The following is a 23,908-nucleotide window of genomic DNA, read 5'->3' on the forward strand; positions in this document are numbered from 1 at the left end:
GATGAGCAAGCACACCCTGTCGGTCCTGGTCGAGAACAAGCCGGGCGTCCTGGCCCGCATCGCGGCGCTCTTCTCACGGCGCGGCTTCAACATCGACTCGCTCGCGGTCGGCCCGACCGAGCACCCCGAGATCTCCCGGATGACGGTCGTGGTCGACGTCGACGCGTTGCCGCTGGAGCAGGTGACCAAGCAGCTCAACAAGCTCATCGAGGTGCTCAAGGTCGTCGAGCTCGAGCCCACTGCGTCGGTCCAGCGGGAGATCCTGCTGGTCAAGGTCCGCACCGACATCCACAGCCGCAGCCACGTCCTGGAGACGGTGCAGCTGTTCCGGGCCAAGGTGGTCGACGTCGCCAGCGACACCCTGACCATCGAGGTCACCGGCAACCGGGACAAGCTCGCCGCCTTCCTCGAGGTCATCGAGCCGTTCGGGGTCAAGGAGCTGGTCCAGTCCGGCATGGTCGCCATCGGCCGCGGCACCCGCTCCATCACCGATCGCGCCATGCGGTCCGCCTGATTTCACTGCACACCCGAGAAGCACAGACAACCTAAGGAGTGGCCACCGTGGCCGAGATGTTCTACGACGACGATGCTGACCTGAGCGTGATCCAGGGCAAGAAGGTGGCCGTGATCGGCTACGGCAGCCAGGGCCACGCGCACGCGCTCAACCTGCGCGACTCGGGGGTCGACGTCCGCGTCGGTCTCGCCGAGGGGAGCAAGAGCCGCGCCAAGGCGGAGGCTGAAGGGCTGACCGTGAAGTCGGTCGCGGATGCGGTCAAGGAGGCCGACCTGGTCGTCATCCTCACGCCCGACCAGGTGCAGCGGACCGTCTACGCCAACGACATCGCCCCCAACCTCAAGGAGGGCGCCGGCCTGCTGTTCGGCCACGGCTTCAACATCCGCTTCGACTACATCAAGCCCGAGGCCGGCTCCGACGTGGTCATGGTGGCCCCCAAGGGCCCCGGTCACCTCGTCCGTCGCGAGTACGTCGACGGTCGCGGCGTGCCGGTGCTCCTGGCGGTCGAGCAGGACGCCTCCGGTGACGCCTGGGCCCTGACCCAGTCCTACGCCAAGGCGATCGGCGGCCTGCGCGCCGGCGGGATCAAGACGACCTTCACCGAGGAGTGCGAGACCGACCTGTTCGGCGAGCAGGCCGTCCTCTGCGGTGGCGCGTCCCAGCTGGTGCAGTACGGCTTCGAGACGTTGGTCGAGGCCGGCTACCAGCCCGAGGTGGCGTACTTCGAGTGCCTCCACGAGCTCAAGCTGATCGTCGACCTCATGGTCGAGGGCGGCATCGCCAAGCAGCGCTGGTCGGTCTCCGACACGGCCGAGTACGGCGACTACGTCTCCGGCCCCCGGGTCATCGACCCGAGCGTCAAGGAGAACATGCAGGCCGTCCTCGCCGACATCAAGAACGGCGTGTTCGCGAAGCGGTTCATCGACGACCAGGACGCGGGCGCACCGGAGTTCAAGGCGTTGCGTGAGAAGGGTGCCCAGCACCCGATCGAGGGCACCGGCAAGGAGCTGCGCAAGCTGATGAGCTGGATCAAGGAGACGGACTCCGACTACGTCGAGGGTTCCGCCGCCCGCTGACGACCACAGCAGGTATGCCGGCCGGTCCCGTTCGCGGGGCCGGCCGGCTTCGTCGTCTTCGAGCCAGCCGGCTGGGCAGTCAGCGGGGCAGTCCGGGACGGCGTGGTGGCCGGCGCCGAGCAGCACGAGAGGTGTGATCTGCGTGTCACATGTCGAGCCACGGCATCCACATGCTGAGCCGGGTCGTATGCTGTGCGCCGGGCACAGCGTGGTGCCGGACCCCCCAATGACCAACGTGACCCACCGAAGGACTGACCCGTGAGCAAGCCGATCGTGCTGATCGCCGAGGAACTCTCGCCCGCCACCATCGATGCCCTCGGGCCCGACTTCGAGGTCCGCCACGTCGACGGAGCGTCCCGCGAGGCACTCCTACCGGCCCTGGCGGACGTGGACGCCGTCCTGATCCGCTCGGCCACCAAGATGGACACCGAGGCCATCGCCGCCGCCAAGAACCTCAAGGTCATCGCGCGCGCTGGTGTCGGGCTCGACAACGTCGACGTCCCAGCGGCCACCCGTGCGGGGGTCATGGTCGTCAACGCACCGACCTCCAACATCACCTCCGCGGCCGAGCTGGCGGTTGGCCTCCTGCTGTCCACCGCCCGCAACATCGCGCCTGCCAACCAGGCCCTCAAGGGCGGTGCGTGGAAGCGCAGCAAGTACGGCGGCGTCGAGCTGCTCGACAAGAAGGTCGGCGTCGTCGGCTTCGGCCGGATCGGCCAGCTGGTCGCCGAGCGGCTCAAGGGCTTCGGCATGGAGATCCTCGCCTACGACCCCTACGTCTCGGCGCAGCGGGCCGGCCAGCTCGGCGCCCAGCTCGTCACGCTCGACGAGCTCCTCGAGCAGAGCGACTTCATCACCGTGCACCTGCCGAAGAACCCCGAGACGGTGGGGCTCATCGGCAAGGAGGCGCTGACCAAGGTCAAGCCGAGCGTCCGCATCATCAACGCCGCCCGCGGCGGGATCGTCGACGAGGAGGCGCTGGCCGAAGCGTTGCGTGAGGGCCGCGTGGCCGGCGCCGGCATCGACGTCTTCGCCACCGAGCCCACGACCGAGAGCCCGCTGTTCGAGCACGAGTCGGTCGTCGTGACACCACACCTCGGGGCCTCCACCGACGAGGCCCAGGAGAAGGCCGGCGTCTCGGTGGCCAAGTCGGTGCGGCTCGCCCTCGGTGGCGACCTGGTCCCCGACGCGGTCAACGTGTCCAGTGGCGTCGTCCCCGAGGAGGTCCGTCCGGGCATCGCCCTGGTCGAGAAGCTCGGCCGGATCTTCACCTCGCTGGCCGGCTCCGTGCCGGTGCAGCTCGACGTCGACGTGCAGGGTGAGATCACCGCGCACGACGTGTCGATCTGGAAGCTCGCCGCGCTCAAGGGCCTGTTCACCGACGTGACCGAGGACCCGGTGACCTACGTCAACGCGCCGCTGCTCGCCGAGCAGCGGGGGTGCGAGGTGCGTCTGCTCACCGACCCGACCATGCAGGACTTCCGCAACGTCACGACCCTGCGCGGCACCCTCGCCGACGGGTCGACCATCAGCGTCGCCGGCACCCTCACCGGCCCTCGCCTGATCGAGAAGGTCGTCGGCGTCAACGGTTTCGACATCGAGGTGCCGCTCACCGAGCACCTCGCCTTCTTCACCTACGTCGACCGGCCCGGGGTCATCGGCACGGTCGGGCGGCTGCTGGGCGACGCCGACATCAACATCGCCGGCATGCAGGTCGCGCGCAACGAGAAGGGCGGCCAGGCACTGGTCGCCCTCACCGTCGACAGCCGCATCCCGGCCGACGTCCTCGCCGCGATCGTCACCGAGGTGGGCGCCGACGTGAGCGTCGTCGACCTCGCCGACTGAGCTCCGCGACCTGAACCACGAGGTATGCCGGTGGGTCCCCGAGGTGGGGACCCACCGGCATACCTGTCTGTGGGGGGAGGGTGCGGCGGCGCGGCTCAGCTGCGCGGTGGGCCGTCGTGGAGGACCAGGTTGAACAGGATGCTGTCGCGCCAGTCACCGTCGAGGTAGAGGAACGACGGGATCCGCCCGATCTCCTCGAACCCGCAGCGCTGCAGCACGGACTGGGACGGGAGATTCGCCACCATGGTGCTCGCCCCGAGGCGGTGCAGGCCGAGGTCGTGCCCGCGCTGCACGAGGTGCTCGAGCGAGGCGACGGCGAGGCCGCGGCGCAGGTGGGCGTGGTCGACCCAGTAGCCCACGTCGGCCCCGAGCATCGCGCCACGCACGATGTTCTGCAGGGTGGCGGCCCCCACGACGTCGGTGCCGTGCCAGAGCACCCAGGAGTCGAACAACCCGAGCTCGACCTGGCGCAGCCGACCCTCGACGACCTCGCGCTGGCCTTCCTCCGTGAAGAACGACTCGGGGCGTGCGGGCTCCCACGGACGGAGGTGGTCACGGTTGCGCTCGGCCGCGTCGGCCAGCGGGCCGGCGTCGTCGATCGAGAGGGGACGCAGGGCGTAGCCGTCGGCAAGCACCTCGCCACCCTAGACAATCGGGTCTCGGGCACCTCGGACAGCGGTCCCTCGAGGACCTGCACACCATGAGACGCCGGTCACGTCCAGCCATGTCTCACTGCGTGGGAAACGGGTGTCAATTAGTTGGACGTCCACGTAACCTCGAAGACATGACGCGGCAGGTCGTAATTCTTATTTGCCGCGGCGAGTTCCGGTAGTCAGCCCACTCGCCGCGGAGATCCCGCGTGCGTGGCTGGCAGTGGCACCCCGTTAACCGGCGAGTGCCCAGTGCGATCACCGAGAACCACCCCAAGACCGAGCCCTGTTGTGACACAGGGAGATCCGTAGAGGAAATGATCAACATGAGCGAAGAGGCCGAAAAGGCACGTCAGGCACTGCAGGAGTCGATGGACCTGCGCGAGCAGGGTCACTCCGACGACTGACCAGCGCGACGCACACCTCCGCACCGACCGGTGCGACGACGAACGGCTCCGGGCAACCGCTCAGAGTCGTTCGTCATGTGAGACACCGGTATCAGATTGCAAGACCCTCCTTAGGCTGGTGACATGGCTTCCGTGAGCACCGGCAACGACACCGTCAACCTCGCCGTCATCGGCGGCGACGGGATCGGGCCGGAGGTCGTGGCCGAGGGCCTGAAGGTCCTCGAGACGGTCACCGCCGGCACCGGCACGAAGTTCCACGCGACCGAGTACGACCTCGGGGCGAGGCGCTGGCACGCCACCGGGGAGACCCTGCCCGACTCCGTCCTGGAGGAGCTGCGCGGGCACGACGCCATCCTGCTCGGCGCGATCGGTGACCCCACCGTGCCGAGCGGCGTCCTCGAGCGCGGGGTGCTCCTGCCGCTGCGGTTCGCCCTCGAGCAGTACGTCAACCTGCGCCCGGCCAAGCTCTACCCCGGAGTGCAGAGCCCGCTCGCGGTCGAGCGGGTCGCCCCCGACGGCATCGACTTCGTCGTCGTCCGCGAGGGCACGGAGGGTCCCTATGTCGGCAACGGCGGTGCGCTGCGCACCGGCACCCCGAACGAGATCGCCACCGAGGTCAGCGTCAACACCAGGTTCGGCGTCGAGCGGGTCGTCCGCGACGCCTTCGCCCGTGCGCAGGCGCGTCCGCGCAAGCACCTGACGCTCGTCCACAAGCACAACGTGCTCACCCACGCCGGGCACCTCTGGCGCCGCACCGCCGACGAGGTGGGCGCCGAGTTCCCCGAGGTCACGACGGCATACCAGCACGTCGACGCGGCCACGATCTTCCTGGCCACCGACCCCGGACGCTTCGACGTCATCGTCACCGACAACCTGTTCGGTGACATCATCACCGACATCGCGGCCGCGATCGTCGGCGGCATCGGGCTGGCCGCCAGCGCCAACATCAACCCCGAACGCACCGCTCCCAGCATGTTCGAGCCGGTGCACGGTTCCGCCCCCGACATCGCCGGGCAGGCCAAGGCCGACCCGACCGCGACCATCCTCTCGGTCGGCATGCTCCTCGAGCACCTCGGTCGGGCCGACGAGGCGGCCCGCGTCGAGCGCGCGGTCGAGGCCGACCTGGCGGCCAGGGGGAGTGTCGTGCGCAGCACCTCAGAGGTCGGCGACGCGATCGCGTCCCTCCTCTAGACGACTGGCTACATCCGACGTCTCCTGCCCGGGTGGTTGGCCGGGCAGGTAATCTCGGCAGGAGGAACCCCGCCCCCACCGGGGGTGACCCACCAGGAGGACTCCATGAGCCAGACCACCGCCCCGCTGACCTTCGAGGTCGCCCGCCGCAGCGACCCGCGGCCGGACGCGGAGCGTGAGGCGGTACTGGCCGACCCGGGGTTCGGCACCACCTTCACCGACCACATGGTCACGGCGACGTGGCGCAAGGGCGAGGGCTGGAGCGAGGGCAAGGTCGTCCCCTACGGGCCGATCACGCTGATGCCGTCGGCTGCCGTGCTGCACTACGCCCAGGAGATCTTCGAGGGCATGAAGGCCTACCGCCACGAGGACGGGTCGATCTGGACGTTCCGCCCCGAGGCGAACGCCCAGCGACTGATCCGCAGCGCCCGCCGGATGACCCTGCCCGAGCTGCCCGAGGAGGACTTCATCGCCTCGCTGCGCGCGCTGGTCGAGGTCGACCAGGCCTGGGTGCCGTCGGGCGCCAGCGGGGAGTCGAGCCTCTACCTCCGCCCGTTCATGTACGCCTCCGAGGCGTTCCTCGGGGTGCGCCCGGCGTCGGAGGTCACCTACTCGGTGATCGCCTCGCCGGCCGGCGCGTACTTCAGCGGCGGCATCAAGCCGGTGACCCTGTGGCTCTCCACCGACTACGCGCGGGCCGGCGAGGGCGGCACCGGCGCCGCGAAGTGTGGCGGCAACTACGCCTCCAGCCTCGCGGGACAGCTCGAGGGCATCGAGAACGGCTGTGACCAGGCCGTCTTCCTCGACGCCTCGACGCACACCTACGTCGAGGAGCTCGGTGGCATGAACCTGTTCTTCGTCACGAAGGACAACCGGCTCGTCACGCCCGAGCTCACCGGGTCGATCCTCGAGGGCGTCACCCGCTCGTCGGTGCTGGCGCTCGCCAAGGAGATGGGCCTGGAGCCGGAGGAGCGGCGGGTGCCCATCCAGGAGTGGAAGGACGGGGCGGCCAGCGGCGACATCGTCGAGATCTTCGCGTGCGGCACCGCCGCGGTCATCACCCCCGTCGGCGAGCTGCGCTGGGCCGGCGGCTCGTGCGACCACCGACGCGGTGTCGACTACGGCGAGGTCACCCGCTCGATCCGTGAGCGGCTGCTCGACATCCAGTACGGCCGCACCGCGGACACCCACGGCTGGCTGACCCGCCTGGTCTGAGGCCCCACGCGCCATCGGTATGCCGCCCGCTCCCCTGGAGCGGGCGGCATACCTTTTGGTTTGGGTTCGGGCTATTGGTTTGTGTTCGGACCATTGACAGGCCCAGCCCGCTGGGTGAAGCATTCGCTCACCTTCGTTGCGTGGACTAGGAGTCTGCTGTGTCCGATGTGCGATCACTGTCCGATGACGAGCGCCGCCTCGCCGAGCTCGGTTACAAGCAGGAGCTCAACCGCTCCTGGTCCGGCTTCTCGAACTTCGCGATCTCGTTCTCGATCATCTCGATCCTGGCCGGGTGCTTCACCACCTTCGGCCAGGGCTTCAACAACGGTGGGCCCATCGCGATCTCGTGGGGCTGGCCCATCGTGTCGGCGTTCATCCTCCTCATCGGCTTCACCATGTCCGAGCTGGTCTCGGCCTACCCGACCTCGGGTGGCATCTACTGGTGGGCCAGCAAGATGGGCGGGGCGCGGGCCGGCTTCTTCACCGGGTGGCTCAACCTGATCGGCCTCATCGCCGTGACGGCCTCGGTCGCCTACGGCTGCGCCACCTTCCTCGACCTCACGCTGAGCACCTTCTCGAAGGGCTACGCCGACAGCTACTCGCTCACCAGGGTGTTCTGGCTCTTCGTGATCCTGCTCGCGCTCGCCTCGGTGCTCAACATCTTCAGCGGCCACCTGATGGCGATCATGAACAACGTCTCGGTCTGGTGGCACGTCGTCGGCGCGACCATCGTGATCCTGATGCTCATCTTCATCCCCGACCACCACCAGAGCTTCTCCTACGTGTTCACGGAGCGGTTCAACAACTCCGGCTACAGCGGTGGGAGCAACAGCTCGCTGAAGTACTGGTTCCTCGTGCTGCCGTTCGGCCTGCTGCTCACGCAGTACACGATCACCGGGTTCGACGCGTCAGCCCACCTCTCCGAGGAGACCGCCTCAGCGTCGAAGGCAGCGGCGAAGGGCATCTGGCAGTCGATCTTCTACTCCGCCATCGGCGGCTGGATCCTGTTGCTGTGCTTCCTCTTCGCGGTCCCTGACAACGACAAGGGACTGCCGGACAACGCAGGGGTCGGCGGCGGTGGAGTGGCCTACATCTTCACCCACGCCATGGACAGCAAGTGGGCCGGCACGATCCTGCTCATCTCCGCAGTGGGCCAGTTCTTCTGCACCACGTCGTGCATGACCAGTGCCTCCCGGATGACGTTCGCGTTCAGTCGTGATGGCGCGATCCCGGGATCCCGACTGTGGTCCTCGCTGTCGGGCGCCAGGGTGCCGGCCAACGCCGTGATGCTGGTGGCCGTCGTGGCCGCGCTGATCACCCTCCCCGCGCTGAAGGAGGTCAACATCGGCACGGACGAGTCGCCGCTCATCGTGCCGGTCGCCTTCTACGCGGTGGTCTCGGTGGCCGTGATCGGGCTCTACCTCGCGTTCCTCATCCCGATCTGGCTGCGCTGGCGGATGGGCGACGCGTTCCAGCCCGGCAGCTGGAACAACGGCGCGAAGTACAAGTGGATGAACATCATCGCCGTCATCGAGATCGCGATCATCTCGATCTACTTCATCCTGCCCTTCGTCCCGGCCGGCGTGCCGTTCAGCGATGGCTTCGACTGGAAGTTCGTCAACTACGCGCCCATCCTCACCATCGGCTCGCTGGTCATCCTGTGGATCTGGTGGCAGGTCTCGGCGCGGCACTGGTTCAAGGGCCCGAAGCACACCATCGACCAGGCCGTGGTGGAGGCCTTCGGGGAGTGACCTCGGGCCTCTCACTCGACGAGGCACTCCAGAGGCTGCCCCGGCTGGGGCAGCCTCTGGAGGTCACCGAGCTCCCTGGCGGTCTGACCAACCACAACTACCGGGTCCGGACGCCGACGCACGACGTCGTCGTCCGGATCTCACCTCCCGGCACCGAGCTGCTGGCGATCGACCGCGAGCACGAGTGGCACAACAGCACCGTGGCAGCCTCGGTCGGCGTCGGCGCCCCCGTCGTCGACTACCTGCCCGGCGAGGGAGTCCTCGTCGTCGAGTTCCTCCCCGGACGCACCTACGGCCCGGACGACGTGGCCGCCAACCTCCCGCGCGTCGCAGCGGCCGCGCGCCGGCTCCACGGCGGCCCCGAGTTCGCCTCCCGTTTCGACATGTTCGAGGTGCAGCGCGGCTACCTGCGGATCGTCCGCGATCGCGGGTATGCCGTGCCCGAGGGTTACGACGCGCTGGCGCCGGCCGCGGCCCGCGTCGAGGCTGCGCTCGCCTCCCGGCCCGAGCCGCTCGTGCCGTGCCACAACGACCTGCTGGCCGCCAACGTCCTCGACGACGGGGGAGACCTCCGGTTCATCGACTACGAGTACTCGGGGATGAACGAGGCCTCCTTCGAGCTGGGGAACCTCGTCAACGAGTCGCAGCTCGACCACGACCACCTGGTCGAGCTGGTCGAGGCCTACCACGGGAGGGCCACCCCCCGGCTGGTCGCTCGCGCCGAGCTGTGGGGGTTGGCCGGGCGGTGGGCGTGGACGCTGTGGGGGGCGATCCAGCACGGTGTGTCCGACGTCGACCACGACTTCTGGGACTTCGCGATGGAGCGCCACGAGCTGGCCCTGCCGCTGCTGACGAGCCGGCGGTTGGACGACCTGCTCGACGCCGCCGGTGGTCCCGCATGAGCGGGGTCCCCGAGCGCGCCCGCGTCGTCGTCGTCGGTGGTGGGGTGATCGGCTGCAGCGTCGCCTACCACCTCACCAAGCTCGGGTGGACTGACGTCGTGGTCCTCGAGCAGGGCACCCTCTCCTGCGGAACCACTTGGCACGCAGCGGGACTCGTCGGGCAGCTCAGGGCGAGCGAGGCCGGCACCCGGCTCGTGCAGTACTCCACGGACCTCTACTCGAGGCTCGAGGACGAGACCGGGCTGACCACCGGCTACCGCGTCTGCGGCGGCCTCACCGTCGCGCGGACGCCCGAGCGCATGGTGCAGCTGCGGCGCACCGTCGCCAGCGCCGCGGCATACGACCTCGACTGTGAGCTGCTCACCCCCGACCAGGCGCTCGACCGTTTCCCCCTCATCCGGGTCGACGACGTGCTCGGGGCGATCTGGCTCCCGGGCGACGGACGCGCCAACCCGACCGACCTCACGCAGTCGCTGGCCAAGGGCGCGCGCATGGGGGGCGCCACGATCGTCGAGCGGGTCCGCGTCACCGGTGTCACGACCCGCGCCGGCCGGGTGGCAGGGGTGTCCACCGACCAGGGCGACATCGAGGCGGAGTTCGTGGTGAACTGCGCGGGACAGTGGGCCAAGGCCGTCGGCGCGCTGGCCGGCGTGACGGTGCCCCTGCACTCCGCGGAGCACTTCTACGTCGTGACCGACCAGGTCGCCGGGGTCCACCGCGACCTGCCGATCCTGCGCGACCCGGACGGCTACACCTACGTCAAGGAGGAGGTCGGGGGTCTCCTGGTCGGTGGGTTCGAGCCGGTGGCCAAGCCCTGGGTGTCGCCCGATGAGATCCCCTATCCCTTCGAGTTCGCCTTGCTCGACGAGGACTGGGAGCACTTCGAGGTGCTCATGGACAGTGCGGTGCACCGGATCCCGGCACTCGCCGACACGGGGATCCGCAAGTTCTACAACGGTCCCGAGAGCTTCACGCCCGACAACCAGTTCCTCCTGGGCGAGGCGCCCGAGCTGCCCGGCTTCTTCGTGGGTGCCGGCTTCAACTCGGTCGGGATCGCGTCGGCCGGCGGCGCGGGCCGGGCGCTCGCCGAGTGGATCGTCGAGGGGGAGCCCACGTCCGACCTGATCGGCGTGGACCTCCGGCGCTTCTCGGCGCTGTCAGGGAGCAACGCGTGGCTGCGAGCGCGGGTCGGCGAGGTGCTGGGGCTGCACTACGCCGTGCCGTGGCCCAACCGCGAGCTGGAGTCCGCACGGCCGCAACGGATCTCGCCCGTGCACGACCTCCTGGTCGCCCAAGGCGCCTGCCTCGGCAGCCGCAACGCCTGGGAGCGGGCCAACGTCTTCGCGCCGCCGGGGGTGGCGCCCGTCCTCGACTACGCGTGGGAGCGACCGAAGTGGGTGGACTGGTCGGTGGCCGAGCAGCGAGCCACCCGCGAGGCCGTGGCGGTCTTCGACCAGACGTCCTTCTCCAAGTACGTCGTGACCGGACCCGACGCCGTCCGGGCGCTGCAGTGGCTCTGCTCGGCCGACGTCGACGTGCCCGTGGGCCGGGCGGTCTACACGGCGATGCTCAACCAGCGCGGCACCTACGAGGCCGACCTCACCGTGACGCGGACCTCCGCGACCGACTTCTTCCTCGTCAGCAGCGCCGCGACGACGGTGCGTGACCTCGACTGGATCCGGCGACACGTGCCCGGCGACGCCCGCGTCGGCGTCGTCGACGTGACCGGCTCGTATGCCGTGTTCGGCGTCATGGGGCCGCGCTCGCGCGAGCTGCTCGAGGCCTTGAGCGCCGACCGCTTCGACGACGCGTCGTTCCCGTTCGGCACCAGTCGGGAGGTCGTGGTGGGGACGACGCTCGTGCGGGCCACCCGGATCACCTACGTCGGCGAGCTCGGGTGGGAGCTCTACGTCCCGACCGAGCTCGCGCGGTCGGTCTACGAGGACCTGTTCCGCGTCGGCGCGGACCTCGGGGTCGTCCCGGCCGGCTACTACGCGATCGAGTCCATGCGGCTGGAGAAGGGCTACCGCGCCTTCGCCCGAGAGCTCACCACCGACACCGGCCCGGTCGCGGCCGGGCTGACCTTCGCCTGCAAGCTGCGCGGCGACGTCGACTTCCTCGGTCGGTCGGCGGTGGAGGCCTCCCGCCTCGTCCCGCCGCCCCGCCGGGTGGTGTCACTCGTGGTGGGTGACCCCACGGCATACCTCTGGGGTGGCGAGCTGCTGCTCCGCGACGGTGAGCCCGCGGGACAGGTCACCAGTGCGGCCTGGGGCGCGACCGTGGGGGTCTCCGTCGGCCTGGCCCTGGTCGGCGACCGGGCCTCCGGCACTGCTACGAAGGACTGGCTCGAGGAGGGGACGTGGACCGTCGACCTCGCGGGGGAGCGGTGGCCGGTGCGACTGTCGCTGCGTCCGCCGTTCGACCCGGAGGGCCGCAAGCTCGGACGCGGGGGAGACGACACAACATGAACCAGTTAAAGGTCTTATCCCAGACCATTGACGTCCACCCGCCGGGGGTATTGGATCGGACGGTGAGCTCCGCCCAGCCGAGGATGTCGCTGCCCCACGTCGTCCTCCGGCCGGCGTCGGGCAACGCCTTCGAGTCGACAGTCGAGCAGCTCGCGACGGCGATCCGGCTCGGCGTCTTCACCGACGGCGAGCAGCTCCCGCCGGAGCGCGAGCTCGCCGACCGGCTGGGGGTCAGCCGGAGCACGCTGCGCGAGGCGATCGCCGCGCTGCGCGACTCGGGACTGGTCACGACGCGCCGTGGGCGAGGGGGCGGCAGCGTCGTGACCTACGCAGGGCTGGAGCCCGGCAGCCGGGCCGGGTCCGTGCCGGTGCGGACCGGTGCGGCGCTCGCGGACGCCATCGACTTCCGCCGGGTCGTCGAGCCTGGCGCGGCCGCGCTCACCGCGACGCGAGCCCTCGCCGCCGACCAGCGGGCCTGGCTGGTCGAGAGCGCCAAGGCAGCCCGCGAGGCGCCGGACAACGCGGCCCACCGACTGGCCGACAGCCGCTTCCACCTGGCCGTGGCCACCCTGTCGGGTTCGCCGATGCTCATCGAGGCAGTCACGCGCGCCCAGGCGGCCCTCAACGAGCTGCTCTCCGCGATCCCCGTGCTGCCGACCAACATCGCCCACTCCAACGACCAGCACGACGCGATCGTGCGGGCCATCCTCGACGGCGACGACGCCCGTGCCCGCGAGGCGATGGAGGAGCACTGCGACGCCACGGCCGCCCTGCTGAGAGGGCTGATCGGATGACCAGGCGCCCGCTGACCACGCTCGCGTCGACCACGCTCACGACGACCACGCTCACGACCACGCTCACGACCACGCGACAGACCAGGAGACCCGCATGACCGCTCCACCGCAGCTCACCGTCGAGCAGCTCCGTGCCGACATCGCCTCCGGGGTGGTCGACACGGTCATCGTCGCGTTCACCGACATGCAGGGTCGCCTGCAGGGCAAGCGGATCCACGCCCAGTTCTTCCTCGACTCCGTGCTGGGTCACGGCACCGAGGGGTGCAACTACCTGCTCGCGGTCGACGTCGACATGAACACCGTGGACGGCTACGCCATCAGCTCGTGGGAGCGCGGGTACGGCGACATGATGTTCGACCTCGACCTCGACACCCTGCGCCGAACCCCGGGCCAGCCCTACTCGGCGACCGTGCAGTGCGACCTGTCGTGGCTCGACGGCAGCGGTCTCGTCCGGGAGTCGCCACGCTCGGTCCTCAAGGCCCAGGTCGACGCGGCCGCCGAGCTCGGCTTCGCCGCCCTCACCGGCACCGAGCTCGAGTTCATCGTGTTCGAGGACTCCTTCGACCAGGCCTGGGACCGCCGCTACCAGGGCCTCACCGGGGCCAACCGCTACAACGTCGACTACTCGATCCTCGGCGGCACCCGCGTGGAGCCGCTGCTGCGCGACATCCGCAACGAGATGTATGCCGGGGGCGTCACCGTCGAGAGCGCCAAGGGTGAGTGCAACCTCGGCCAGCACGAGATCGCGTTCCTCTACGACCACGTGGTCCGCACCTGTGACAACCACGTGGTCTACAAGACCGCGGCCAAGGAGATCGCGGCCAACCATGGCAAGTCGCTGACCTTCATGGCGAAGTACGACGAGCGCGAGGGCAACTCGTGCCACATCCACCTTTCGCTGCGCGGCACCGACGGGGGGATCGTCTTCGCGGACGACGACAAGGAGGATGGGCGCAGCGCCGTCTTCGAGCACTTCGTGGCGGGCATCCAGGCGACGATGCGCGAGCTCACGCTCCTCTACGCCCCGAACGTCAACTCCTACAAGCGGTTCCAGCCCGGGTCGTTCGCCCCGACCGCGATCGCGTGGGGCACCGACAACCGCACCTGTGCGCTGCGGGTCGTCGGCCACGGTGCCGGTCTGCGGGTCGAGAACCGCGTGCCCGGTGGTGACGTGAACCCCTACCTCGCGGTGGCGGGCATGCTCGCCGCAGGGCTGCACGGCATCCGCGAGGAGATCGCGCTCGAGCCGGCCTTCGAGGGCAACGCCTACGCGTCCGACAAGGACCGCGTGCCGTCGACCCTCGCCGAGGCGCGCGACCTGTTCGCGGCCTCGGAGTTCGCCCGCGGCGCGTTCGGCGACGACGTGGTCGACCACTACGCGCACGCCGCCGACGTCGAGCTCGCCGCCTTCAACGCCGCGGTGACCGACTGGGAGCGGGTCAGGGGGTTCGAGCGGCTGTGAGCGTGCACCAGGTCGTCAACCCCGCCACCGAAGCCGTGGTGGCCGAGGTCCCGCTGGCCGACGTCGAGCAGACCGACGCGGCGATCGAGGCGGCCGAAGCTGCTGGGCCGGCGTGGCGTGCCGTGGCGCCCGCCGACCGGGGACGCCTGCTACGACGGTTTTCCGAGCAGGTCGACGCGCACAGCGAGGAGCTCGCCCAGCTCGAGGTGGCCAACTCCGGTCACACCATCGGCAACGCCCGGTGGGAGGCAGGCAACGTCCGCGACGTGCTGGCCTACTACTCGGCGGCCCCCGAGCGGTTGTTCGGCCGGCAGATCCCCGTGGCCGACGGACTGGACGTCACCTTCAAGGAGCCGCTCGGCACGGTGGGCATCATCGTCCCCTGGAACTTCCCGATGCCGATCGCCGGCTGGGGCTTCGCCCCGGCGCTTGCTGCGGGCAACACGGTGGTGCTCAAGCCTGCTGAGCTGACCCCGCTGACCGCGATCCGGCTGGGCGAGCTGGCCCTGGAGGCCGGGATCCCCGAGGGCGTCTTCACGGTCATCCCGGGCAAGGGGTCCGTCGTCGGCGAGCGCTTCGTGACCCACCCCTCGGTGCGCAAGGTTTGCTTCACCGGGTCGACCGCCGTCGGCCAGCGGATCATGCGCGGCGCCGCCGACCAGGTCAAGCGGATCACCCTCGAGCTCGGCGGCAAGAGCGCGAACATCGTGTTCGACGACAGCGACCTCGAGACCGCGGCTGCCACGGCTCCCTACGGAGTCTTCGACAACGCGGGGCAGGACTGCTGTGCGCGCAGTCGGATCCTCGTGCAGCGCAGCGTCTTCGACCGGTTCATGGAGCTCCTCGAGCCGGCCGTGAAGGGTGTCGTGGTGTCCGATCCCGGCGCCGAGGGCACCGAGATGGGACCGCTCATCAGCGCCGGCCAGCGCGAGACGGTGCGCTCCTACGTCGAGGAGGCGACCGAGGACGTCGACGTCGCCTTCCGCGGCGAGGCGCCGACCGGGGACGGGTACTGGTACCCGGCCACGGTGGTGCTGCCGAGGGCGACGACCGACCGGGTCTGGCAGGAGGAGGTCTTCGGACCGGTCGTGGCCGTCATGCCGTTCGACGACGAGGCGGACGCGGTCGCGAAGGCGAACGACACGGCCTACGGGCTGTCGGGGTCGATCTGGACCCGCGACGTGGGACGCGCCCTGCGCGTGGCCCGCGGCGTCGAGGCGGGCAACCTGTCGGTCAACTCGCACAGCAGCGTCCGCTACTCCACACCCTTCGGTGGCTTCAAGCAGTCGGGGATCGGGCGCGAGCTCGGTCCCGACGCCCTCGACGCCTTCACCGACGTCAAGAACGTCTTCATTTCGAGTCGCAGCATTTCCACCCTGAACTGACTCAACAACTTCCTGAGAGGACATCACATGGCAGGCAGGCTCGAGGGCAAGGTGGCCGTCGTCACGGGCGGGTGCTCCGGCATCGGTCTCGCGACTGTCCGCCGGTTCGCCGAGGAGGGCGCCAAGGTCGTCGTCGGCGACCTCGACGACGCGGCGGGGGAAGCCCTGGCCGAGGAGATCGGGGGCGCCTACGTCCACTGCGACGTCGCCGCCAAGGACGACGTCGACCGCCTGTTCGCGACGGCGAAGGAGAAGTTCGGGCGGCTCGACATCGCGTTCAACAACGCCGGCATCAGCCCTCCGGAGGACGACTCGATCCTGGACACGGACCTCGATGCCTGGCGCCGGGTGCAGGAGGTCAACCTCACCAGCGTCTACCTGTGCTGCAAGGCGGCGTTGCCCTACATGCTGGAGCAGAAGTCCGGGTCGATCATCAACACGGCGTCGTTCGTCGCGGTGATGGGCGCCGCGACGTCGCAGATCTCCTACAGCGCCAGCAAGGGCGGCGTGCTGTCCATGACGCGCGAGCTCGGGGTGCAGTTCGCCCGCGAGGGGATCAGGGTCAACGCGCTGTGCCCGGGGCCGGTCAACACCCCGCTGCTCAAGGAGCTGTTCGCCAAGGACGAGGAGCGGGCGGCCCGCCGGCTCGTGCACGTGCCGATGGGCCGGTTCGGCGAGCCGGAGGAGATGGCCAACGCGGTGCTCTTCCTGGCCTCCGACGAGTCGAGCTTCATGACCGCCTCGACGTTCCTGGTCGACGGAGGGATCTCCGCCGCCTACGTGACCCCCCTGTGAGGTCTGCGTGAGCCGACCGCTCATCGGGATCACCTGCTACGTCGAGCCGGCGAGCCGCGGTGACTGGAAGGACGTGCCGAGCGTCGTCCTGCCGCACGACTACGTCCGGCAGGTCGAGGCGGCGGGCGGGACGATCCTCGTCATCCCGCCGAGGGCCGACGCGGACGACGTGGTCGCCCGCGACATCGTGTCGCGGATCGACGGGCTGGTGATCGCCGGCGGCGCCGACGTCGACCCGGACCGGTATGCCGCGCCCGAGCGACACCCGGAGGTGCAGGAAGCGCGCCACGACCGCGACGCCATGGAGCTCGCCCTGGCCACGGCTGCGGCCGAGGCCGACCTGCCCCTGCTCGGCATCTGCCGCGGCATGCAGGTGATGGCCGTCGCGGCCGGCGGTGTCCTGGAGCAGCACGTGCCCGACCGCGTCGGGCACGTCGACCACTCGCCGGGTGTCGCGGTCTACGGCCACCACGTGGTCACCACGGTCCCCGGCACCCGCATCGCGAGCCTGCTCGGAGACGTGACGGATGTGCCGAGCTACCACCACCAGTCGGTGCTGACCCACCCCGGGTACGAGCCGTCGGCGTGGGCGGCGGACGGCACCCTCGAGGCGATGGAGGACCCCGCTGCGCGGTTCCGGCTGGGCGTCCAGTGGCACCCCGAGGTGGGCGACGACCCGAGGCTCTTCGACGCACTCGTGGCTGCCGCGCGCCAACACCGCGACTCCGCCTCCGAGTCGAGGTGAACACGCCCGCCATCACCGGCGGGTTCACCTCGACCCGCAGAACAGCGTGACCAGATGGCGGACCGGGGGTTCAGTCGGTGGACAGCACCTGCCACAGTGATCCCGTGACCTCCTGGCACATGGCTACCACCATGGTGATTATCGACTAGCGCGACGAGACCTCTCGTCGCGCAGACCTCCCACACCCGGGGGGTCTTTTGCTTTGTGGAGACACAGCGTTCGTGGAGACACGGACACAGGCCTCGCCGGCACACCCCAGCCGGGCAGAGGGGCGCGATGACGGGGAGAATGACCACCAGGACACCGAATGACGACTCGGCGAGGAATGACGATGAGCGACCTGCACGTCTACGACACCACCCTGCGCGATGGCGCGCAGCAGGAGGGGCTCAACCTCTCCGTGTCGGACAAGCTCGCCATCGCCATGCACCTCGACGAGCTCGGGGTCGGCTTCATCGAGGGTGGTTGGCCGGGCGCGAACCCGAAGGACACCGAGTTCTTCGCCCGCGCCCAGACCGAGCTGCGGCTGCGCAATGCGACGCTCGCAGCGTTCGGCGCGACCAGGCGGGCCGGTGGCCAGGCGGCCACCGACCCCCTGGTGCGCGCCCTGCTCGACAGCCAGGCGCCGGTGGTGACTCTGGTGGCGAAGTCCCATGTGCGCCATGTGGAGTCGGCCCTGCGCACCACCCTCGAGGAGAACCTCGCCATGGTGCGCGACACCGTGTCGTTCCTCGCGGGGGAGGGGCGACGGGTCTTCCTCGACGCCGAGCACTTCTTCGACGGGTATGCCGCGAACCGCGACTACGCGCTCGAGGTCGTGCGGGCGGCGATGGAGTCCGGTGCCGAGGTCGTCGCCCTCTGCGACACCAACGGCGGCATGCTGCCCGACCAGATCGCGGACGTGGTGGCCGATGCGGTCGGCGCGACCTCGGCGCGGGTCGGCATCCACTGCCACAACGACACCGGCTGCGCGGTGGCCAACTCCATGGCGGCCGTCGACGCCGGGGCGACGCACGTGCAGGGCACCATCAACGGCTACGGCGAGCGCACGGGCAACGCCGACCTCCTCACAGTCGTCAGCAACCTGCAGATCAAGCGGGGGCTGCCGCTGCTCGAGACCGACCGGCTGCGCGAGGCGACCCGGATCGCCCACTCGATCAGCGAGATCACCAACGTCCCGCCCTACTCCCGGCAGCCCTACGTCGGGGCCAGCGCGTTCGCCCACAAGGCCGGTCTCCACGCGAGCGCGATCAAGGTCGACCCCGACCTCTACCAGCACACCGACCCCCAGCACGTGGGCAACGACATGCGGATGCTGGTGTCCGACATGGCTGGACGCGCCAGCATCGAGCTCAAGGGCCGGGAGCTGGGCTACGACCTGTCCGACGACAACGACCTGCTGATCCGTGTCCTGGCCCGAGTCAAGGAGCTCGAGCTGCGGGGCTACACCTTCGACGCGGCCGACGCCTCCTTCGAGCTGCTGCTGCGCCGTGAGGTCGAGGGCGGCGGCTACGACTTCTTCGAGGTCGAGTCCTGGCGGGTCATCACCGACGCGCGTGGCGACGAGGACGCGCTGTCCGAGGCGACCGTCAAGGTCCTCGCGGGCGGCGAGCGGGTCGTGGCGACCGGTGAGGGCAACGGACCCGTCAACGCCCTCGACCACGCGCTTCGCCGTGCGCTGGCGCCCGCCTACCCCGAGCTCGACAAGCTCGAGCTGATCGACTTCCGGGTGCGCATCCTCGATGCCGCCCACGGCACCGACGCGGTCACCCGGGTGCTCATCGAGACCTCCGACGGCTCGACGTCGTGGGAGACCATCGGCGTGGCCGGCAACATCATCGAGGCCTCGTGGCAGGCCCTGGTCGACGGCGTCACGTACGGCCTGGTGCGCGCCGGGGTGCCCGTCCGCTAGGGACTCCACCGTGCGTGGGCGTCGCCGCGGCGCGCCCCTCGCCTCTCGCATCCTGGACACCGCGTAATGGGTGCTGCCCCTGGGACGTCTGGAGGCGAGACCACCCGCAGGGGACGAGTCACGAGGGACGGAGGCCCGTGGATGAACCAGGAGTAGCCGGGCTCGAGGGCATCGAGGACGAGATCTTCGGTCGACAGGTCCTCGCCGCGATGAAGGTGGCGCCACGCGCGAACCTGGCCAACGCCACGAACATCATCGTCGTGACCCTCTACATCGCCCTGCCCGGTCACCCCGTCTTTGCCCTGGTGTGGGTGGGCCTGGCGCTGCCCGCGGCTGCTCTGCGTGCGGTGGTCTGGTGGCTCGGTGAGCGAGCCTCCCCGCCCAGGCCGACCGCCGTCCTGAGGCGCCGGTACCACCGCATCTCGATGCTCGAGGTCACGCTCCAGGCCTCCCTCAACGCGATCCTGGCCGCCTACCTGCTCCCGCGGATCGACCCGGATCGACAGCTGGTCCTGGTGGCGTCCATCGCGGGGATCCTGGGGGCCGGGGCGGTGGCGCTCTCGACGGTCAGGTCGGTCGGCACGCTGTGGGTGGTCCTCCACGTGTCCACCATTGCCCCCACCTTCCTGGCGATGGACCGGACCGCCTACGACGTGCTGACGGTCCAGATGTTCGTCTACGGCGCGGTGCTGGTCGCCGGGGTGGTCTACCTGGCCGACTCGTTCCGGCGACGGACGCTGGCCGAGATCAATGCCAGACGGGAGCACCAGGTCGTCGAGCTCCTCCTCGACGACTTCGAGGACGGCTCACGCGACTGGCTGTGGGAGACCGACTCCCAAGGCGCCCTCACCCACGCGTCGGAACGGCTCGCCGAAGTGTCCGGCTACTCGGTGGAGTCGCTTCGTCGGCTGACGATGGTGGAGCTGCTGGGGCGACTCGCCCACCCGTCCGACGACGGGCGTCGATCCGTCGAGCTGCTCACCGACGCGATGGCGCGTGGGGTGGGCGTCCGTGACCACTTGCTCCACGTCCAGGTCGGCGGATCGGAGCACTGGTGGGCCATCTCGGCCAAGCCGAGGAAGGCGGCGGACGGGAGGGTCCTCGGCTGGCGAGGGGTGGGGGCCGACACCACCCAGGCCCACATCCACGGCCTCGAGATGGTGCGGCTCGCTGAGACCGACCCGTTGACGGCGCTGGCCAACCGCCGCCGGTTCCAGGAGAGCCTCGACTCCGTCCTCGACGGCGAACCGAGCGCCGGCGAGGTCCACCTCGCCATCTTCGACCTGGACAACTTCAAGGTCGTCAACGACACCCTGGGGCATTCGGTGGGCGATGAGCTGCTGGTCCAGGTCGCCCTGCGGATGGCCGCCTGCAGGGAGGACGACTTCATCGCTCGCCTGGGTGGGGACGAGTTCGCGGTCGTGACGCAGCCGGCGTCGCCGCCGGACTTCGCCGAGCTGCTGTTCGCGCCCTACCAGGACGTGTTCACCGAGCCCTTCATCGTGCGGGGCAACCGGCTTCACGTGACCACGAGCGTCGGCTGCGCCCGCGCCTGGCCGGGCACCACGCGGTCCGAGGAGCTGGTCGGCAGGGCTGACCTCGCCTTGTATGCCGCGAAGGCCGCCGGGCCAAGCCGGATGAGCTCCTACACCTCGTCGATGACGATGCAGGCCCGGGAGCGGGCGTCCCTGGTCGCCGATCTGCAGCGGGCCATCACGCGAGAGGAGTTCCTCCTCTACTACCAGTCGCAGCACGACCTGCGCACCGGCAAGGTCGTGGCGACCGAGGCGCTGCTGCGGTGGCAGCACCCACGTCGCGGCCTGCTACCGCCGTCGGAGTTCCTGGAGGTGGCGGAGGCATCCGGTCTCCTCGTGCCCATCGGCGGGCTCATGCTCCGCCAGGCCTGCCGCAAGCTCGCCACCCTCGGAGGTGGGGTCCGGGTGGCCTTCAACGTGTCCCACTCAGAGCTCGACGCGAACGACTTCCTCGAGCGGCTCGAGCAGGCCCTGGACGAGTTCGGGGTCGACCCGCAACGGCTCGAGCTCGAGGTGACCGAGACCGCGGCCGGCACGCCGCGGTCGGAGTCGCTGCTCCGGGAGGTCGCGCAGCTCGGGGTCCGCATCGCGATCGACGACTTCGGCGTCGGCTACTCCTCGCTGGCTCGCCTCCAGCGCATGCCCGTCGACGTCATCAAGGTGGACCGCTCGTTCGCTGCGGCGCTCAGGGCATCGGAGCCACGGTCGACCGACGTCGCAAGGGCGATCATGAAGTCTGCGGTCGACATCGCCTCGGCCCTCGGGATCGAGGTCCTGGCGGAGGGGATCGAGACCGCCGGCCAGCTTGCCGAGGTGCGCGGCCTCGGCTTCGACCTGGCGCAGGGTTACTTCGTGGCAACCCCTGCGCCCGACCTCAACCGCCACCTGAGGCTCGTGGAGCCGCTGTCCTGAGAGGAACCGTGGACCGTCCGCCATCGGGTTGCGCAGAGCTCCACCCGGCCTCAGGCGGGACCGCGGACCGCCTGCTGTCGACCGGCTTCCTCGGCGGACGGGCCCGCTTCCTCGGCGGACTTCCGCGCGAGGTACGCGGTGCGAAGTCCGCCGCGGGCGCGGAAGCTCAGGGCGGCCGCGGCGTTCGCATTGAGGCCCATCTTGGCCCCGGCGACGGCCAACGGCTCGCCGATCATGATCGTGCGCCACAGGATCTCCCGCCACCGCGGTGGCAGCGTCGAGAGCACCTCGACCACCAGGCTCTCCTCGAGGATCGTGTCGCTGTCGTCGGGCTGGAGCCGGTCCAGCGCGTCGGAGTCCCCGACGAGGAACTCTCGGGCGCCCTTGCGGACCCGGTCGACGTACAGGTGGCGGATGGTCGTCGCGAGGTAGGGCCGCAGCGAGCGGTCCGGGCCCGAGCCGTGGAGCACGGACGTGACCACCCGGGAGAACGCGTCGCTGACCAGGTCGTCGGCCAGGCCGGCACCGCCGACGGCGCGCGCGGTGCGGAGCGCTGCGGCGTAGTGGCGCTCGTAGAGCGCCGACATCGCCGACATGTCGCCCGCTCGGACGGCGGCCAAGAGCACGAGGTCGTCCTCGGCCGCAAGGTCAGACGCGGCTCCCGGACTCGCGGGGTCGTCGACCGTCGACGGGTCCGGCTCGCCGTACACCGCCGCGCCCGCAGGGACCTGCATGCCCTCCATGCGTAACGAGACGCATGGGAGAACGATGTGTGACGCGGGTCATGTCGACCCGTTTGCCCCGGGTCCGCCGGCTCCGGTCAGTCGGTGCCGGACTCCATGGCTGCCCGGTCGAGGGCGTCGTCCTCGCCGTCCTGCGCCCTCGGGTTCGACGAGATCGCCTTGGCGCCGCCGGGCTCCAGGTCTCCCACGAGGTCCTGGTGACGCGCGACGAGCTGGCCCTGCGCGGCATACAGCTCGAGCTTGGCCCGGGAGTCGGCGATGTCGAGGTTCCGCATGGTCAGCTGCCCGATCCGGTCGACGGGGCCGAAGGCCGCGCCCTCGGTGCGCTCCATCGAGAGCTTCTCGGGGTGGTAGCTGAAGGCGGGGCCGGTGGTGTCGATGATCGAGTAGTCGTCGCCGCGACGCAGCCGCACGGTGACCTCGCCGGTCACGACCGACGCGACCCACCGCTGCAGCGACTCGCGCAGCATCAGCGACTGGGGGTCGAGCCAGCGGCCTTCGTAGAGCAGGCGGCCGAGCCGGCGGCCCTCCGCGTGGTAGTTGGCGATGGTGTCCTCGTTGTGGATCGCGTTGAGCAGTCGCTCGTAGGTGATCCAGAGGAGGGCCAGGCCCGGGGCTTCGTAGATGCCACGGCTCTTGGCCTCGATGATGCGGTTCTCGATCTGGTCGGACATGCCGAGGCCGTGGCGACCACCGATCGTGTTGGCCTCGTCGACCAGTGCGACGGCGTCGGGGAAGACCTGGCCGTTGATGGCCACCGGTCGGCCCTGGTCGAAGCGGACGGTCACGTCTTCGGTGGGGATCGCCACGGACTCGTCCCAGAAGGGGACGCCCATGATCGGGTCGACGATCTCCATGCTCTCGCTGAGGAACTCGAGCGTCTTCGCCTCGTGGGTCGCGCCCCAGATGTTGGCGTCGGTCGAGTAGGCCTTCTCGGTGCTGGAGCGGTAGGGCAGGTCGCGGGCCTGCAGCCACTCGGACATCTCCTTGCGGCCGCCGAGCTCGGTGACGAAGTCGGCGTCGAGCCAGGGCTTGTAGATGCGCAGCGACGGGTTGGCCAGCAGGCCGTAGCGGTAGAAGCGCTCGATGTCGTTGCCCTTGAAGGTGGATCCGTCGCCCCAGATGTCGACGCCGTCGTCCTTCATGGCCCGCACCAGCAGGGTGCCCGTGACCGCCCGGCCCAGGGGAGTGGTGTTGAAGTAGGTCTTGCCACCGCTGCGGATGTGGAACGCGCCACAGGCGATCGCGGACAAGCCCTCCTCGACCAGCGCCGAGCGGCAGTCGACGAGCCGGGCGAGCTCGGCGCCGTACGCGCCGGCCCGATCGGGGACGGTGTCGATCTCGGGCTCGTCGTACTGGCCCAGGTTTGCGGTGTAGGTGCAGGGGATCGCCCCCTTCTCCCGCATCCAGGCAACGGCGACAGAGGTGTCCAGACCGCCCGAGAAGGCGATCCCGACACGCTCACCAACAGGCAGGGACGTCAGAACCTTCGACACGGTAGGTCAGCCTACGGGCCGCCAGACCGACGCGTGCACGGGTCCGGTCCGTGGCCAGCCTCCCTGCAACCCGGGCGCCCCGAGGGGTGCTCAGGCTGCAGGCTCGGGGG

General features: G+C 69.9%; 18 protein-coding genes. 15 read left to right on the forward strand and 3 right to left on the reverse strand.

The genetic code is table 11. The features are described from left to right. Position 1 precedes the first annotated feature (1 nt). The 3 genes from ilvN to serA all read left to right on the forward strand — a co-directional run bounded on the left by ilvN (position 2) and on the right by serA (position 3,435). Entirely contained in the window at positions 2–514 is a 513-nt protein-coding gene (gene ilvN, locus ASG91_RS09810; protein ID WP_056922718.1) for an acetolactate synthase small subunit, read from the forward strand. Positions 515–561: 47 nt separating this feature from the next. Next, the gene (ilvC, locus tag ASG91_RS09815; RefSeq protein ID WP_056922465.1) at positions 562–1,590 is read left to right on the forward strand and encodes a ketol-acid reductoisomerase; all 1,029 of its coding nucleotides are present in this window, start codon (positions 562–564) and stop codon (positions 1,588–1,590) included. 258 nt (positions 1,591–1,848) lie between these two features. Further along, the gene (gene serA, locus ASG91_RS09820; protein WP_056922466.1) at positions 1,849–3,435 is read left to right on the forward strand and encodes a phosphoglycerate dehydrogenase; all 1,587 of its coding nucleotides are present in this window, start codon (positions 1,849–1,851) and stop codon (positions 3,433–3,435) included. A 95-nt stretch (positions 3,436–3,530) separates the two neighbouring features. On the opposite strand, the gene ASG91_RS09825 is transcribed toward serA, so the two are convergent. After that, positions 3,531–4,070: a GNAT family N-acetyltransferase gene (locus ASG91_RS09825; RefSeq protein ID WP_056922467.1), complete on the reverse strand. Its 540-nt coding sequence runs from the start codon at positions 4,068–4,070 to the stop codon at positions 3,531–3,533. A 545-nt stretch (positions 4,071–4,615) separates the two neighbouring features. On the opposite strand from ASG91_RS09825, the gene ASG91_RS09835 reads away from it, so the two are divergent. The 12 genes from ASG91_RS09835 to ASG91_RS09890 all read left to right on the forward strand — a co-directional run bounded on the left by ASG91_RS09835 (position 4,616) and on the right by ASG91_RS09890 (position 21,559). Beyond that, the gene (locus tag ASG91_RS09835) at positions 4,616–5,683 is read left to right on the forward strand and encodes a 3-isopropylmalate dehydrogenase (protein ID WP_056922469.1); all 1,068 of its coding nucleotides are present in this window, start codon (positions 4,616–4,618) and stop codon (positions 5,681–5,683) included. A 105-nt stretch (positions 5,684–5,788) separates the two neighbouring features. Next, the gene (locus tag ASG91_RS09840) at positions 5,789–6,898 is read left to right on the forward strand and encodes a branched-chain amino acid aminotransferase (protein WP_056922719.1); all 1,110 of its coding nucleotides are present in this window, start codon (positions 5,789–5,791) and stop codon (positions 6,896–6,898) included. Positions 6,899–7,056: 158 nt separating this feature from the next. Next, positions 7,057–8,649, forward strand: a complete 1,593-nt coding sequence (locus tag ASG91_RS09845) for an amino acid permease (RefSeq protein ID WP_056922470.1) — start codon at positions 7,057–7,059, stop codon at positions 8,647–8,649. Then, complete coding sequence (locus tag ASG91_RS09850; RefSeq protein ID WP_056922471.1) at positions 8,646–9,551, forward strand: choline/ethanolamine kinase family protein; 906 nt, start codon at positions 8,646–8,648, stop codon at positions 9,549–9,551. The genes ASG91_RS09845 and ASG91_RS09850 overlap by 4 nt, the downstream gene beginning before the upstream one ends. Next, the gene (locus ASG91_RS09855) at positions 9,548–12,019 is read left to right on the forward strand and encodes an FAD-dependent oxidoreductase (RefSeq protein ID WP_056922472.1); all 2,472 of its coding nucleotides are present in this window, start codon (positions 9,548–9,550) and stop codon (positions 12,017–12,019) included. Before ASG91_RS09850 ends, ASG91_RS09855 begins: the two co-directional genes overlap by 4 nt. 62 nt (positions 12,020–12,081) lie before the next feature. Further along, the gene (locus ASG91_RS09860) at positions 12,082–12,813 is read left to right on the forward strand and encodes a FadR/GntR family transcriptional regulator (protein ID WP_371262043.1); all 732 of its coding nucleotides are present in this window, start codon (positions 12,082–12,084) and stop codon (positions 12,811–12,813) included. A gap of 94 nt (positions 12,814–12,907) precedes the next feature. Continuing rightward, positions 12,908–14,275, forward strand: coding sequence for a glutamine synthetase family protein (locus ASG91_RS09865; protein ID WP_056922474.1), 1,368 nt, complete (start codon positions 12,908–12,910; stop codon positions 14,273–14,275). Further along, positions 14,272–15,660 (forward strand): aldehyde dehydrogenase, encoded by a 1,389-nt coding sequence (locus ASG91_RS09870; protein WP_056922475.1) that lies wholly within the window; start codon positions 14,272–14,274, stop codon positions 15,658–15,660. Before ASG91_RS09865 ends, ASG91_RS09870 begins: the two co-directional genes overlap by 4 nt. A 27-nt stretch (positions 15,661–15,687) precedes the next feature. After that, positions 15,688–16,455, forward strand: coding sequence for a 3-oxoacyl-ACP reductase (locus ASG91_RS09875; protein ID WP_056922476.1), 768 nt, complete (start codon positions 15,688–15,690; stop codon positions 16,453–16,455). 7 nt (positions 16,456–16,462) lie between these two features. Further along, a complete protein-coding gene (locus tag ASG91_RS09880) occupies positions 16,463–17,200 on the forward strand; it encodes a gamma-glutamyl-gamma-aminobutyrate hydrolase family protein (protein ID WP_056922477.1) in 738 nt (245 codons plus the stop codon). 331 nt (positions 17,201–17,531) lie between these two features. Then, positions 17,532–19,112, forward strand: a complete 1,581-nt coding sequence (gene cimA, locus ASG91_RS09885; protein WP_056922720.1) for a citramalate synthase — start codon at positions 17,532–17,534, stop codon at positions 19,110–19,112. 137 nt (positions 19,113–19,249) lie between these two features. After that, on the forward strand, positions 19,250–21,559 hold the full coding sequence (locus tag ASG91_RS09890; RefSeq protein WP_056922478.1) for a bifunctional diguanylate cyclase/phosphodiesterase: 2,310 nt from the start codon (positions 19,250–19,252) through the stop codon (positions 21,557–21,559). 50 nt (positions 21,560–21,609) lie between these two features. On the opposite strand, the gene ASG91_RS09895 is transcribed toward ASG91_RS09890, so the two are convergent. Together ASG91_RS09895 and argG are read right to left on the reverse strand one after the other, a co-directional pair. Then, entirely contained in the window at positions 21,610–22,293 is a 684-nt protein-coding gene (locus tag ASG91_RS09895; RefSeq protein WP_056922479.1) for an RNA polymerase sigma factor, read from the reverse strand. A gap of 86 nt (positions 22,294–22,379) precedes the next feature. After that, the gene (argG, locus tag ASG91_RS09900; RefSeq protein WP_056922480.1) at positions 22,380–23,798 is read right to left on the reverse strand and encodes an argininosuccinate synthase; all 1,419 of its coding nucleotides are present in this window, start codon (positions 23,796–23,798) and stop codon (positions 22,380–22,382) included. Positions 23,799–23,908 lie beyond the last annotated feature (110 nt).

Source organism: Phycicoccus sp. Soil802, from assembly GCF_001429605.1.
Taxonomy (GTDB): domain Bacteria; phylum Actinomycetota; class Actinomycetes; order Actinomycetales; family Dermatophilaceae; genus Pedococcus.